At 73.7% G+C, this 13,357-nt stretch carries 10 protein-coding genes; 3 read left to right on the forward strand and 7 right to left on the reverse strand.

The genetic code is table 11. The features are described 5' to 3' along the window. Position 1: 1 nt before the first annotated feature. From iolB to RB614_RS06045, 7 genes are all read right to left on the reverse strand, one after another. The gene (gene iolB, locus RB614_RS06015; protein ID WP_308711350.1) at positions 2 to 847 is read right to left on the reverse strand and encodes a 5-deoxy-glucuronate isomerase; all 846 of its coding nucleotides are present in this window, start codon (positions 845 to 847) and stop codon (positions 2 to 4) included. Next, positions 844 to 2,022 (reverse strand): glycoside hydrolase family 88 protein, encoded by a 1,179-nt coding sequence (locus RB614_RS06020; protein WP_308711351.1) that lies wholly within the window; start codon positions 2,020 to 2,022, stop codon positions 844 to 846. The genes iolB and RB614_RS06020 overlap by 4 nt, the downstream gene beginning before the upstream one ends. A gap of 58 nt (positions 2,023 to 2,080) precedes the next feature. After that, the gene (locus RB614_RS06025; protein WP_308711352.1) at positions 2,081 to 2,779 is read right to left on the reverse strand and encodes a hypothetical protein; all 699 of its coding nucleotides are present in this window, start codon (positions 2,777 to 2,779) and stop codon (positions 2,081 to 2,083) included. A 3-nt stretch (positions 2,780 to 2,782) separates the two neighbouring features. Beyond that, positions 2,783 to 3,685, reverse strand: a complete 903-nt coding sequence (locus RB614_RS06030) for a carbohydrate ABC transporter permease (protein WP_308711353.1) — start codon at positions 3,683 to 3,685, stop codon at positions 2,783 to 2,785. Beyond that, on the reverse strand, positions 3,682 to 4,545 hold the full coding sequence (locus tag RB614_RS06035) for a carbohydrate ABC transporter permease (RefSeq protein ID WP_308711354.1): 864 nt from the start codon (positions 4,543 to 4,545) through the stop codon (positions 3,682 to 3,684). The genes RB614_RS06030 and RB614_RS06035 overlap by 4 nt, the downstream gene beginning before the upstream one ends. Before the next feature lie 107 nt (positions 4,546 to 4,652). After that, positions 4,653 to 5,954, reverse strand: coding sequence for an ABC transporter substrate-binding protein (locus RB614_RS06040; protein WP_308711355.1), 1,302 nt, complete (start codon positions 5,952 to 5,954; stop codon positions 4,653 to 4,655). A 44-nt stretch (positions 5,955 to 5,998) separates the two neighbouring features. Beyond that, entirely contained in the window at positions 5,999 to 7,975 is a 1,977-nt protein-coding gene (locus RB614_RS06045; RefSeq protein WP_308711356.1) for a DUF2264 domain-containing protein, read from the reverse strand. A 220-nt stretch (positions 7,976 to 8,195) separates the two neighbouring features. Here RB614_RS06045 and RB614_RS06050 point away from each other — a divergent pair, with 220 nt between their 5' ends. The 3 genes from RB614_RS06050 (at position 8,196) to RB614_RS06060 (ending at position 13,356) form a co-directional block, all read left to right on the forward strand. After that, entirely contained in the window at positions 8,196 to 10,124 is a 1,929-nt protein-coding gene (locus tag RB614_RS06050) for a heparinase II/III domain-containing protein (RefSeq protein ID WP_308711357.1), read from the forward strand. Beyond that, on the forward strand, positions 10,121 to 11,302 hold the full coding sequence (locus tag RB614_RS06055) for a substrate-binding domain-containing protein (RefSeq protein WP_308711358.1): 1,182 nt from the start codon (positions 10,121 to 10,123) through the stop codon (positions 11,300 to 11,302). Before RB614_RS06050 ends, RB614_RS06055 begins: the two co-directional genes overlap by 4 nt. 656 nt (positions 11,303 to 11,958) lie before the next feature. Next, on the forward strand, positions 11,959 to 13,356 hold the full coding sequence (locus tag RB614_RS06060; protein WP_308711359.1) for a family 43 glycosylhydrolase: 1,398 nt from the start codon (positions 11,959 to 11,961) through the stop codon (positions 13,354 to 13,356). The last annotated feature ends 1 nt before the right edge of the window (position 13,357 follow it).

Consider the following 13,357-nt stretch of genomic DNA (forward strand, 5'->3'; position numbering starts at 1 on the left):
GCTACAGCCCCACGCTGCGCAGGGTGGGCACGGTCTGCCCGACCCAGGCCAGGTCGGCGTCCTCGCGGGCGGCCTGGGTGCGCTGGGTGCCGGCCAGGAACCATAGGTAGTACGTGGTGTAGCCGGGCGCGCTGACCACCGTGTGGTACCCCTCGGGCATCATCTGGACGCCGTGGTCGCGGACGGTGACGTTCTCCTCGTAGCCCTCGTCGGTGTAGACCCGGGAGATGCCGAACCCGCCGGGCCGGTCGACCCGGAAGTAGTACATCTCCTCGTGCGCGGCCTCGGCGGGCAGGTCGTCGACCTTGTGGCGGTGCGGGGGATAGGTGCTCCAGTTGCCGGACGGCGTGTAGGTCTCGCCGACGATGAGCCGGGCGGCGGGCAGGTCCGGCTGGGCGATCTCGGTGAGGATCTGGTGGTACTTCCGGCCGAAGTTGGCCGCGCCCCACCGCCCGCTCGCCACCCGCTCGGGACCGATCACGTACGGCGCGGTGACCAGGTCGCTGGGGGCGCTGGGGAGCGCGACCTCCACCGCCGTGAGCGCCTCGACGGTGACCCGGGCGCCGGCCGGGACGTACACCGAGTGGGGCTTGCCGGCGAAGACGTCGGCGCGCCCGCCCACATCGGCGAACCGGTGACCGTCCACAGTGAACGACGCCGTGCCGCCGAGCACGACCGCGAGCGTCTCCCGGTCGCCGCAGTCGCCGGTCCAGGACTCGCCGGCCGGCAGCCTCAGCAGGGTCAGGTCGAGCAGCCGGCACGGGTTGAACGGCAACGCGTTGAGGCCGTCCCGCGCCGGGATGTCGCAGTGGTACCGGTATTCCATCGTGGCCCTTTCAGTAGTCACCAGGGACCGGTCCAGTCGGGGACCGCGGCGCGGGTCAGCGCCTCCAGGTAGAAGTAGTCGCCCCACAGGGTGCCCTCGTCGACGCCGATGCCCTTCGGCTTGTCGTAGACGCCGTGCCGGATCAGCGCGCCCGGGTGCCCGCCGGTGGCGTAGCCCGCCACGAGCGAGCGCAGGATCCGGGCCGCGGCCTCCCGGTACGTCTCGGCCAGCGCCGGGTCCGCGACGCTGCCGGCCAGCTCGGCCAGCCCGCACGCGGCGATCGCCGCCGCCGAGCTGTCCCGCTCCTGCCCGCTGCCGTCGGTGAAGACCAGGTCCCAGTACGGGACGTGGTCGGCCGGCAGGTGGGCCAGGAGGTAGTCGGCGCAGGTCCGCGCCGCCGCGAGGAACGAGGGGTCACCGGTGTACCGGTGGTTGAGGGTGAAGCCGTAGACCGCCCAGGCCTGGCCCCGGGCCCAGCAGGAGTCGTCGGCGTGCCCCTGCTCGGTCTCGCCGCGCAGCGGGGCGCCGGTCTCCGGGTCCCAGTAGAACGTGTGGAACGTGGTGCCGTCCGGGCGCAGGATGTGCTCGCGCAGCTGGACGGTGTGCCGCAGCGCGATGGCCGGGTACCGCTCGTCGCCGCTGACGTGGCCGGCCCAGTAGAGCAGCGGGGTGTTCATCAGGCTGTCGATGATGGTGCGGCCGCGCTGGCGGGGGTCGCCGAGGTCGCCCCAGGCCTGGATGATGCCGGCCGCCGCGAGCACGCGGGTGGTCAGGTGCCCGGCGGCGGCCAGCGCCGCGTCCCGGGCCCGCCGGTCGCCGGCCCGGGTCGCCGCGGTGACGCAGGAGAGGGTGTACAGGAACCCGAGGTCGTGCGTGCCCAGGTCGACGCCGTCCCGCACCCTGTCGGCGAAGCTGTCCACATGCGACAGAGCCGCCCGGCGGTAGCGGTCGTCGCCGGTCAGGTCGTGCGCCAGCCAGAGCATCCCCGGCCAGAAGCTCGTGGTCCAGCCGACGTTGCCGCCGAGCGGCTGTCCCGCGTCCGGCGGCCGCAGCGGGTACCGGTCGCCGGCGGTGGTGTCCGCGGGGTACCGGTCGCCGTAGGTGTCGATGTTCGCGTCGATCGTGCGCAGCGCGGCGGTCACCGCGCCGGCGATCGCCCCGGCGTCGGTACCGGGCCGAACCTCGATCCCCGTCATGGACGCTGTCCTCTCGTGTGTGCGAACGCCCGGTCAGGGCGTCGGGGGGCCTTCCGGGTCACCGGCCGGGGACCGGTGCGGGACCCGCCGGGCCCCGCCCCCGAAAGGGCTCCAGCGCGGGGCGCAGGGTGTAGCGGGTGTTCGCCCAGACCGCGTAGAGCAGCGGGGCCGCGGCCAGGCCGAGGCCGAGCGCGGGGCGGGCCGCCGTGAACTGGGCCAGCAGCGACAGGACCAGCAGCGAGACCCCGGTCAGGTACCAGCGGCGCACGCCCAGGTAGAGGCAGGCGCGGGCCACGTCGCGCAGCCGGGCGGCGGGGCGCTCGGCGATCGCCACCAGCCCGAGCAGCGCGGTGGCGGCGGTGAGGAGCGCGAGCACGGCCAGCACCGGCAGGGCGAGCGCGCCGATCCGGTGCCCCCACGCGGCGGCGGCGTCCACGCCGAGCACGACCAGCGCGGCGGTGGCCGCGGCGGTCCAGAGCATCGCCGGCCGCGCGGTCGCCCGCCAGGTACGGGCGAACGTGCGCACCGCGCCGCCGCTCCGGCCGGCCGAGTAGCCGGACATGACCGCGAAGACGCCGCAGACGCCCGGCGCGCAGAGCGGGGCGGCCAGCGCCCAGAGCGGCCAGGAGCGGGCCGGGTCGGTGGTGAACGCGAGCAGCACCAGCGGCAGCCCGCCGAGCACCAGCAGCAGGTTGCTCACCAGCGCGACGTGTACGCCGTCGAAGACCGCGGCGAGGGTGTCGTGACGTAGTCGCATGGGTCAGCCCTTCAGTCCGGTCGTGGCGATGCCCTCGACGAAGTACCGCTGCCCGAGCAGGAAGATGACCGCCACCGGCAGTACGGACAGGACCGAGCCGGTCATGATGAGCGCGTACTCGGCGTTGTACTGCGAGACGAACGTGTTCAGTCCGAGCTGGATGGTGCGCAGCTCGGGGCTGCGCAGGTAGATCAGCGGGCCGAGGTAGTCGTTCCAGGTGGTGACGAACGTGATGAGCGCCAGGCTGGCCAGCGCCGGCCGGGACAGCGGCAGCATGATCCGCCGGTAGATGCCGAACTCGGTGAGCCCGTCCACCCGCGCCGACTCGCTCAGCTCCTCGGGGATCGTCTCGTAGAACTGCTTCATCAGGAACACGCCGAACGCGCCGAACGCCTGGATCGCGACGATCGACCAGAGCGTGTTCGACAGGTGCAGCTTCGACATGAGCACGAACTGCGGGATCATGTACGACTGCCAGGGCACCGCGATCGTGCCGACGTACGCCAGGAAGAGCACGTCACGGCCGGGAAAGCGGACCCGGGCGAAGCCGTACGCGGCGAAGCTGCCGGTGAGCACCTGAAGGGTGGTGACGGCGACCGACAGCAGCAGCGTGTTGCCCAGCCAGGTGGTCATGTCCGAGCGCTGCCAGATGTCGGCGTAGTTGCGCCACACCACCGGGTCGGGCAGCCACTTGATGGGGATCGTGAAGACGTCGTTGTTCGTCTTCAACGACGAGACCACCATCCAGTAGAACGGCAGCAGCAGCGCGGCCGCCGCCAGCACGAGCGCGGCGTAGCCGGCCACCCGCCACGCCCGGGTGGGGCGGCGCCGCGCGGTGGGGCGGCCGGGCAGGGTGAGGCCCGCCGGTGGGCGCACGTCGGTGGCGGTCGCCGAGTGGTTCGTCATCGCTCCACCCTCCGGTTGACCAGGAACTGGACGAGCGTGACGCCGAAGCAGATGGCGAACAGCACGATGGAGACGGCCGAGGCGTAGCCGAACTGGTTCTCCACGAAGCCCTTCTGGTAGACGTACTGGGACAGGACCAATGTGGACTGTCCCGGGCCGCCCTGGGTCATCACCAGGATGAGGTCGAAGACCTTGAAGCTCTCGATGGTGAGCATCACGGTGACGAAGAACGTCGTGTGCCGCAGCCCCGGCAGGGTCACGTTGACGAACCGTTGCCACGGGGTCGCGCCGTCGATCTGCGCGGCCTCGTAGAGCTGGGCCGGGATGGTCTGCAGCCCGGCGAGGAAGAGCAGCATGTAGTACCCCATGTACCGCCAGGTGCCGACGAGGATGACGGCCGGCATCGACCAGTCCGCCGACGTCGTCCAGCCCGGCGGGTTGTCGATCCCGACCCAGCGCAGGAACGCGTTCACCGGCCCGTACTCGGGGCTGAAGAGCTGGTTCCAGACGACCGCGATCGCCACGATCGACGTGATGTACGGGAAGAACGCGACCGTGCGGAAGAACGCCACGCCGCGCAGCTTCCGGTTGAGCAGCAGCGCCAGCCCCAGCGCCGCCGCCATGGTCAGCGGGATGTGGAAGACCGTGTAGTAGACGGTGTTCTTCAGCGCGGTCCAGAAGCTCGCGTCGTTCCACATGCGACGGAAGTTCGCGGTGCCGGTCCACTCCGCCACGCCGAAGACGTTCCAGTTGGTGAAGGCCAGGTAGAACAGCGCGACGACGGGTACCAGCGTGAGCGCGGCGAAGCCGGCGAAGTTGGGCAGGATGAACGACCATCCGGCGACCGTGTTGCGCCACACCAGGCTCCGTCTGGGCCGAGGTCGCGACAGCGTTGCCATAGGACTCTCCAGGGGAACGTTCGGCGGTCGGGAGGCGGGTCCGGCGCCCGGCCGGACCCGCCGTCACCTCACTGGTTGAGGACCTCGTTCTTGGCGCGGTTCTGCGCCTCGTCGATGGCCGGGTCGAGGCCCGTGCTGCCGGACAGGATCGCCGAGTGGGTCTCGTTGAGGAGGTTCTGGAGGCCGGCGGTGTGCTTCGAGACCGGGTTCTCCACCTTGGTGTCGTGCTTGGCGTACGCGAACTTCGACAGATCGTCCTGCGGCACCCCGTCCAGCCCGAACAGCGTCTGGCTGACCGCGTCGGTGACCAGGGCCGGGGTGATGCCGATGCCGGCCAGCGCCTTGCCGGCCTCCTCCCCGGCGACGTACCCGAGGAACGCCTTCGCGGCGGCCTGCTCGGCCTTGCCGGCCTTGGGGTTGATGCCCAGCCCGGTCGGGTCGCCGAACGTGACCGGGGTGGCCGAGGTGCCGGTGGTCGACTTGTCGAACTGGGGCGCCGGGGCGATGCCCCAGTCGAACGTGTCGGCGTCGCCGCTGACCCGCTGCTTGAGCAGGGTCGCGATGTACCAGCTCCCCATCAGCAGCATCGCCGACTGCTGCTTGCCGAACTGCGCCTGGTAGGTGAGCTTGTTGGTGTTCGCGGTGCCGAACGTCGGCTGCGCGCCGGCCGCCTGCAGGTCCAGCGACCGCTGGTAGTAGGGCTTGAGGTAGGAGAAGTCGCCGGAGAGCAGGTCCGCGCCGGGGGTCTGGGCGAGCGCGAAGCCCTGCACGGTCGACTGGAAGACGTGCTGGTACGCGCCGGTCGCCTTGCCGCCGGCCGCCTTGATGCCGGTGGTCAGCGCCTTGGCGGCGGCCGCGTAGTCGTCCCAGGTCCAGCTCCCGTCCGGCGGGGCGACCTTCGCCTTGGCGAACAGCTCCTTGTTGTAGTAGAGCACCCACGAGTCCTGCCGGTACGGGACCGCGTAGGTCTTGCCGTCGACCTGGTAGGCGCCGAGCGACGGGACCGAGGCGAGGCCGCCGGCGGTGTCCGAGACGTCGAGCAGTTGGCCCCCGCTCTGGTACGTGTAGAAGTTCTTGAGGTTCTTCAGCACGTACACGTCGGGCGCGGTGCCGGCGGCGAGGTCGGCGGTCATCTGCGTGTCGTAGTTGGTGGCATCGTACTCTTTGAGCTCGACCGTCACGTTCGGGTGGGCGGCGTGGAAGCCGTCGGCGAGCGTCTTGAACTCGGGCGTCGTCGACAGGCTCCAGCCGGCGAGGGTGATCGTCACCGGAGCGTTGGGGTCGGCTGGCTCGTCCTCGCCGCCGCAACCGGCGAGGACGAGCGCCAGCGCCGTGGCGGCGCCGACTACGGCAGGTATCGCGCGCTTCATCCTTTCTCCTTCGGGTTCAGGGGCCCGGTGCCGGGCCCACGCTGCTACCAGGTCGCCGCGGCGTCCCCTGGCAGGTCGAGTCGGGTCGTTGTGCTCGCCCCGTCGGGCCAGTCGACCGCCGCCCGCAGGGCGCCCGCGCCCTCGACGAGCGCGGCGCGGCACGCCTGCCGGGCCGGGACGGCGGGCTCCCGGGAGAGTTCGGTGAGGACGGCGACCCAGGCACCCGGCCGGACCGGATGGTCCAGCCACGGCACCACCACGTCGCCGTCCAGCGGGCCGCCGTCCGGCACCGCGGTGGCGCCGGCTGTCCCTCCACCGTGGACACTTTCGAGCCAGCTGGTCAGGCCGGCCCCGGTCACGCTCGCCACGCCGCCGCCGAAGGCCGCCGTCGCGCCGCCGGCCACCGGCCAGCCGCCGACCCGCAGCCGGAGGGCGGCCGGGTCGAGGCCCTCGGCCAGCCCGTCGACGCGGGCCAGGCGCAGCTCCCAGGGGCCGCGGACCAGCGAGCACACGGTGAGGACCCCGGCCGGGCGGTGCCGGCCCGGGCGGCCGCCGCCGTGGTCGCGGTGGCCGGGGTCCGGGTCGACCCAGCGGACCGGGCCGCGCGAGCCGGCGACGCCGACACCGTCGCTGTTAACGTGAACGGTCAGCGGGCGCATGCCGGACCGGTGCGTGGCCCGGCCGGCGGCGTCGACCAGGGTGACCGACTGGTCGAGCGGGTCGACCCAGCCGCCCTCGTCGAGCACCGGGCTGGTCGCGGTCGAGTAGCCCAGGCGGGCGTAGAGCGGGGAGTCGCCGCCGGTGCTCCCCTCCCCGGCGTGGTCGGTGCCGTGGTTGACCACGCGGACGATGCCGTCGGCGCGGGTGCCGGAGACCAGCCAGCCCGGCGCGCGCACGGCCCGTACCTCGTCCCGCTCCTCGACCGGCAGCGGCTCCTCCGGCTCCGTCCACACCGGATGGTCGGCGGGCAGCGCGATGCCGAGCAGCCCCTTGCTGGCCCAGTACGGCGAGCCGGTGCCGGAGTACGCCTGGGCCAGCCTCGGCCACGGCCGGTGCCAGCCGAGGGTGAGCAGGCCGCGCTCGTCGAAGGCGCCCCGCTCCACGAAGTGCCGCACGATGCCGGTGGCGGCCCGGCGCAGCCGCCCGGGGCCGACCGACGGGACCCCGGCCAGGGCGCCGACCCAGAACGGCGCGGCCGCCGCGAACCGGTAGACCAGGCTCCGCCCCTGGATCAGCGGCGAACCGTCCGCGCCGACGAGCGCGACCGCGTCGCGCAGGAACCGGTCGAGGCCGGCCAGGTCGCGGTCGCGGCGCTCCGCGGCCAGGTCGCCCGCCCCGGCCATCCGGGCCCAGAGCGTCGGGTACAGGTGGAGGGCCCAGCCGACGTAGTGGTCGTACGACCGCTCGGCGCCGTCGGACAGCCACCCGTCCGGCCGGGCGAACGTGTCGTGGGTGGCGAGGTCGTCGGCCATCTCGGCGAGCGAGTGCGGCCCGCCCACCGAGCGCAGGAACGTCTGCACCACGAGCCGGAACCAGACCCAGTTGATCCGCGGGTACGTGTCGTCGCCGACCGCGGGCGCCAGGTAGTCCACCACCCGCTCGCGCACGGCGGGGGAGAGCCGGTCCCAGATCCACGGCCGGGTCAGGTCGAGGACCAGCGCGAGGGAAGCCGCCTCCACCTTCGCCTGCGGGTGCTCGTCGAGCCGGACCCACCGGTCGGGCGCGTCCGGGTCGGTGCCGGTGGCGATCCCCTTCGCGTACCAGTCGGCGAGGTCGTCCAGCCCAGCCCCGCGCGCGCCGGCGACGCGGAAGCCGGCCAGCAGGAACGTGCGGGCGAACCCTTCGAGGCCGTCGACCGCCCGCCCGAACCCGCCCGGCGGGCCGGGGAGGGCGATCCGCGCGTGGCCGGGCGACGCGTACGGCCGGACGGCGGCGAGCATCCGGTCGGCGAGGGCCAGCCAGTCGTCCCGCCCCCAGGTGCCGGCGGCCGTGGGGACGGCGTGGCGCGTCGCTCCGGTCATCGTCCGCGGTCCTGTCGCATCGGTCCGTCTCCATCGAAGGGGCGAGCGGAGGGCGTTGCCGGCCGGCTGTGTCGGGGAGGCAACGGCTGGGTTTCCGAAGTAAAACGCTCACAACTGAACATGTCAATAACTTGTTCACACTAAGCCGAGCAGATTCGATCGTTCATGATCTGATACGATCACGAGCGATCGGATCTGCTCAGCTGTTCTCCGAGGTGCCATGCCCCCCACGACCCGTTTCGCCGGCCCTCTCGCCGCGGCGTGGCCGGATGCCGGCGCGGACCTGCTCGCGCGGGTCCTCGCGCCACCGGACGCGGCGCTGCCGGTGCCGCCGGCGACCGAGCGCGCCGTGTGGTCCCGGGCGGACGCCGCCACGCTGCGACACCTGCGGGCGCCCGCCGAGCGCGACCTCGGCACCCCCTGGCCGGTGCCGCTGGCCAGCCAGTACGCGCGGTATATCCGCGACGGCGACCGCGCGGCGTACGAGCGGGAGGTCTTCGCCCGGCAGCGGCGGCTCACCCGGGCGGCCGTCCTCGCCGCGGTCACCCTCGACACCACCTGGCTCGACGAGGTGGTCGACGGCGTGACGCTGCTCTGCGAGCAGAGCGGCTGGTGCTGGCCGGCGCACGACGACACCCACGCGGTGCACGGCGCGGTGCTGCCGACCGTGACCGACCCCTACCTCGACCTCGGCGCCGGCGAGGTCGCCGCCCAGCTGGCCTGGGTCGACCAGCTGCTCGGCGGCCCGCTCGACGGGTACGCGCCCGGCCTGCGCGCCCGGGTCCGGCACGAGGTCGACCGGCGGGTGCTGCGCCCGTTCGCCGGCCGCCGCGACTGGCACTGGCTCGGCCTCGACGGCGACGTGCACAACTGGAGCCCGTGGATCCACGGCAACGTCCTGGTCGCCGCCCTGCGCCTGGTCGACGACGACCCGTTCCGGCGGGCGGCGCTGGTCGACCTGGTGCTCGAAGGGCTCGACCGGTACGTGGCCGCCCTCCCCGCCGACGGCGCGGTCGACGAGGGCTACGCCTACTGGTGGAACGGCGCCTGCCGGGCGCACGAGGCGCTCGACCTGCTCGCCCACGCCACCGGCGGCGCGCTCGGCGAGGTCCCGGGCGGGGCGCTGCGGCACACGGTCGCCTTCCCGCACCGCACCCATCTGGGCGGCGAGTGGCACCTCAACCACGCCGACGGCTCCGCCCGGCCGCCCGGCACCCCGCCGTGGCACGCCCTGCACCGGGCCGCCCGCCGGGTCGGCGACCGGGACGCGGAGGCGCACGCCGCCGCCCACCGCCGCCCCGACGCCCCCGTGGCCGACGAGGGTGAAGGGCTCGGGCGGCTGCTGCGCGCCCTGACCGACCCGGTGTGGCTTTCCACCGGGCCGGCGGCACCGCCGCTGCCGCGGGAGGTGTGGCTCCCCTCCACCCAGGTGCTGCTCGCCCGCCCCACGGCCGGCAGCCCGGCCGGGCTGACCCTCGCCGTCAAGGGCGGGCACAACGGCGAGCACCACAACCACAACGACGTCGGCTCGGTCGTCGTCGCCCTCGACGGGGTACCGGTGCTGGTCGACGCCGGCCGCCCGACGTACACGGCGCGGACGTTCGGGCCGGAGCGCTACGACATCTGGACCATGCACAGCGACTGGCACAACGTCCCGCACATCCGCGGCACCGCCCAGGCGCCCGGCCCGGCGTACGCGGCCCGGCGGGTCACCCCCGGCGACGGCGAGCTGAGCCTCGACCTCGCCGGCGCGTACCCCCGCTCCGACGTACGGAGCTGGCGCCGCACCGCCCGGCTGGAGCGCCACAGTGGACGGATCGTGGTCACCGACGCCTGGGAGCTCGACCCCGACCCGGCGGCCGCGCCGACGCACGTCCACTGGCTCGTCGCCGGCGACGTCCACACCGGACCCGGCCGCGCCGACGTCACCGCCCTCGACGGCGCCGGCCACGCCACGCTGCGCTGGCAGCCGGCGGCCCCGTGCGCCGCGACCACCCGCGTGCTCGACGATCCTATGCTCGCCGGAGTGTGGGGAGAGCGGCTCACCCGGCTGGCGATCGACGTCACCGCGCTCGGCGCGACCGGCCGGCTCACGCTGACGGTCGAGCAGTCCCACCCGCACGACCCGCACCTCGGAGGTACCCGATGACAGAGCCCCGGGACCCGGCCGGCTGGTTCGCGCCGGACCTGGCCGCCGGCTCGCCACAGGCCGACCGCTCCGCGCTGAGCCAGCCGCGGGGGCCGCTGCAGGTCGCCCGCCGCCAGCAGCTTCTGGAAGCGCTGCAACGCGACGGCGCGATGCGCATCTCCGACCTTTCGCAGGCGCTCGGCGCCGCCCCGGTCACGATCCGGCGCGACATCGCCCAGCTCGCCGCCGAGGGCCTCGTCCGGCGGGTGCACGGCGGGGTCGCCCTGATCGCGCCCGGCGAGCCAGCCGACGACGCCTCCGCGCTCGACACGCCCCTCAGTGGGCGCGCGCTGGGCATGCTCGTGCCGTCGCTGGACTATTACTGGCCGGACGTGGCCCGGGGCGCGGAGGAGGCCGCCCTGGAGCTCGACATGCGGTTCGTGCTGCGCGGCTCCTCGTACGACGCCGACGACGACAAACCCCAGCTGGAACGCCTGGTCGACCGGCTCGGCGTCGACGGCCTGGTCATCGCGCCGCGGATGGACGCGCCGACCGCCGGGCGGACCGTCGACTGGCTCGCCCACACCTGCGTACCCGTGGTGCTGCTGGAGCGCACCGCCACGGTGGGCGCGCACCACGCGGTGCTGGAGTCGGTGGTCACCGACCACGCGCTCGGCGCCGCGATGGCCGTGCGCCACCTGGTCTCGCTCGGCCACCGCAAGGTCGGCGTCGTGCTCGACGCCAACAGCCCGACCCGCCCGCACGTCCGCCGCGGATGGCTGGAGGCCGTGGCCGAGTGCGGCCTCGACCCGGCGGCCACGGTCGAGGCCGTGGTGCCCGACGCCCGGTCGCCGGAGCGCGACGGCCTGCTCGACGACGTGCTCGACCGGTGCCGCGCCACCGCCACGACGGCGCTGCTGGTGCACGCCGACGCGGAGGCGATCGCGCTGGTGCAGCACTGCGAGGAGCGCCACCTCTCGGTGCCCGGCGACCTGTCCATCGTGGCCTACGACGACGAGGTCGCCGCCCTCTTCAGCCCGCCGCTGACCGCGGTCCGGCCGCCGCGCCGCTCGATCGGCCGGGCCGCCGTCCGCCTGGTCGCCGACCGCCTCGCCGACCCGGACCGCCCCACCCACCGCGTCGTCATCAGCCCGTCGCTGCGCATCCGCGAGTCCACCGCCCCACCCCGCCTCCCGTGATCGAAGCTCCCTTCATGTCGTTAGAGCGGCTTGAGGGGAGCTTCGATCACCCGAGCTACCGCGACGCCCGTCGTGGTCCGGACCGTTGCTCCCGCGGCCTCACCCTCCGCGGTCCCGCGATGTCAGCCCGCGTCGCTCCCGCGACGCACGTCGCGGCGGACCCCAACGGTCCGCTGCCGCGGACGAGGTCCGCGCGCACGACGACCAGATCCACGGCCGTGTAGCTGGTTGCTGAACGGATCAAGGGGCGTTCGTCGAGATCGTGGTACCTGGGTGCCCCCAGCGGGGCACCGGATTACCACGATCACCCTGAGCCCGACGTCCGCTGGCTCGCGGGAGACCGTGGGCTGATCTGGAGGGTTCGTCGAAGGGTCGAGCGGTCGAGGTGGCTGTGGCCCGCGCGGGGCGACGGCGGCCCGGGGCCCAAGCCGCGACTGGATGTCTCGACGGCGGAGGCGCGAGCCGCAGGACTCGGCGCGGCGCGCGCTTCACGGGACCCTCGGCCGTCGTGGCGCCACTGTGGACGGACGCGCCTAGCCGCGACGCCGCGCACCGGAGCCATGGGACCCGGGCACCGGCGTCGGGGCAGGGGTTGACAGCGATACATGTTATCGCTAACACTCGTGCGCAACACGACCGAAACGTTGGAGCCCGCCATGCGCATCCTCCCGGTCCTCGCCCTGTCCACATTGGTCACCGGCCTCGCCGTCGTGCTGCCCGGCGGGGCGGCCTCGGCCGCCGCCCTGCCGACCGGGGCGCGATCGCTGGAGTCGGTCAACCACTCCGGGCGCTTCGTGCGGCACGCGGGCGGGCTCGCCCAGCTCGAAGCCGTGAGCTCGGGCAGCGCCGCGCAGGTCAAGCGGGACGCGACGGTCACGGTCGTCAACGGCCTGGCCGCGCCGGGCTGCTACTCGTTCCAGACCAGGGACGGGCTCTTCCTGCGGCACCGCGACTTCCGGCTGCGGGTCGACGCCAACACCGGCGACGCCACGTTCCGGGCCGACGCCACGTTCTGCGCCGTGGACGGTGCGGAGGCCGGGTCGGTGGCCCTCGCCTCGTACAACTACCCGGGGCGGCGGATCCGGCACCGCGACTTCGCGCTCTGGCTCGACACCGTCCAGGACACGGCGGCGTTCCGGGCGGACAGCTCGTTTCGCCTCGCCGCGCCCTGGGCGCCGAAGACCGCCAAGGGGCCGGTGATCCCGGGCCTCTTCGTCGACCCGCACCTCACCACGTTCGGCGGGCGCTACTACCTCTACCCGACCACCGACGGGTACGCGGGCTGGAGCGGCACCTACTACAAGGCGTTCTCCTCCACCGACCTGGTCAACTGGACCGACCACGGCGTGATCCTCGACCACGGCCCGGACGTCTCCTGGGCGGACAACTCGGCCTGGGCACCGGCGGTGGCGACCGCGAACGGGCGGTACTACCTCTACTTCAGCGGCGGCGCGGCCAGCGGCGACACGACCAAGCAGCTCGGCGTGGCGGTGTCCGACTCGCCGACCGGCCCGTTTCGCGACGCGCTCGGCCGGCCGCTGGTGCGGGGCGGCCAGTTCGCCGGCGGCCAGGCGATCGACCCGATGGTCTTCACCGACGACAATGGACAGTCCTACCTGTACTGGGGGCAGGGCGTCGCCCGGGCCGTACGGCTGAACGCCGACCTGGTCTCCTTCGACGCCGCCCAGGTGCGGGTCGTCACGCCGGCCGGCTACAACGAGGCGCCGTTCGTCTTCAAGCGCGGCGGGCTCTACTACCTCATGTGGTCGGAGAACGACACGCGCAGCGAGGACTACCGGGTCGCGTACGCCACCGGCTCCTCGCCGCTCGGCCCGTGGACCAACCGCGGCGTCATGCTGCGGAAGCGCCTCAACGCCGGCGTCAAGGGCACCGGCCACCACTCCGTCGTGCGGGCACCCGGCACCGACACCTGGTACGTGGCCTACCACCGGTTCGCGGTGCCGGCCGGCAACGGCACCAACCGGGAAACCACCATCGACCGGATGGAGTTCGACGCCGACGGCACCATCCGCCCGGTCGTCCCCACGCTCTAAA

This window comes from Phytohabitans maris (genome assembly GCF_031085175.1).
GTDB classification, from domain to species: Bacteria; Actinomycetota; Actinomycetes; order Mycobacteriales; family Micromonosporaceae; genus Phytohabitans; species Phytohabitans maris.

Bases quoted from the DNA above. Each gene is read 5' to 3' on its own strand.
- RB614_RS06020 (WP_308711351.1), bottom strand. From the start codon at position 2,022: ATGACGGGGATCGAGGTTCGGCCCGGTACCGACGCCGGGGCGATCGCC.
- RB614_RS06060 (WP_308711359.1), top strand. From the start codon at position 11,959: ATGCGCATCCTCCCGGTCCTCGCCCTGTCCACATTGGTCACCGGCCTC.
- RB614_RS06045 (WP_308711356.1), bottom strand. From the start codon at position 7,975: ATGACCGGAGCGACGCGCCACGCCGTCCCCACGGCCGCCGGCACCTGG.
- RB614_RS06055 (WP_308711358.1), top strand. From the start codon at position 10,121: ATGACAGAGCCCCGGGACCCGGCCGGCTGGTTCGCGCCGGACCTGGCC.
- RB614_RS06030 (WP_308711353.1), bottom strand. From the start codon at position 3,685: ATGACGAACCACTCGGCGACCGCCACCGACGTGCGCCCACCGGCGGGC.
- RB614_RS06025 (WP_308711352.1), bottom strand. From the start codon at position 2,779: ATGCGACTACGTCACGACACCCTCGCCGCGGTCTTCGACGGCGTACAC.
- RB614_RS06050 (WP_308711357.1), top strand. From the start codon at position 8,196: ATGCCCCCCACGACCCGTTTCGCCGGCCCTCTCGCCGCGGCGTGGCCG.
- RB614_RS06040 (WP_308711355.1), bottom strand. From the start codon at position 5,954: ATGAAGCGCGCGATACCTGCCGTAGTCGGCGCCGCCACGGCGCTGGCG.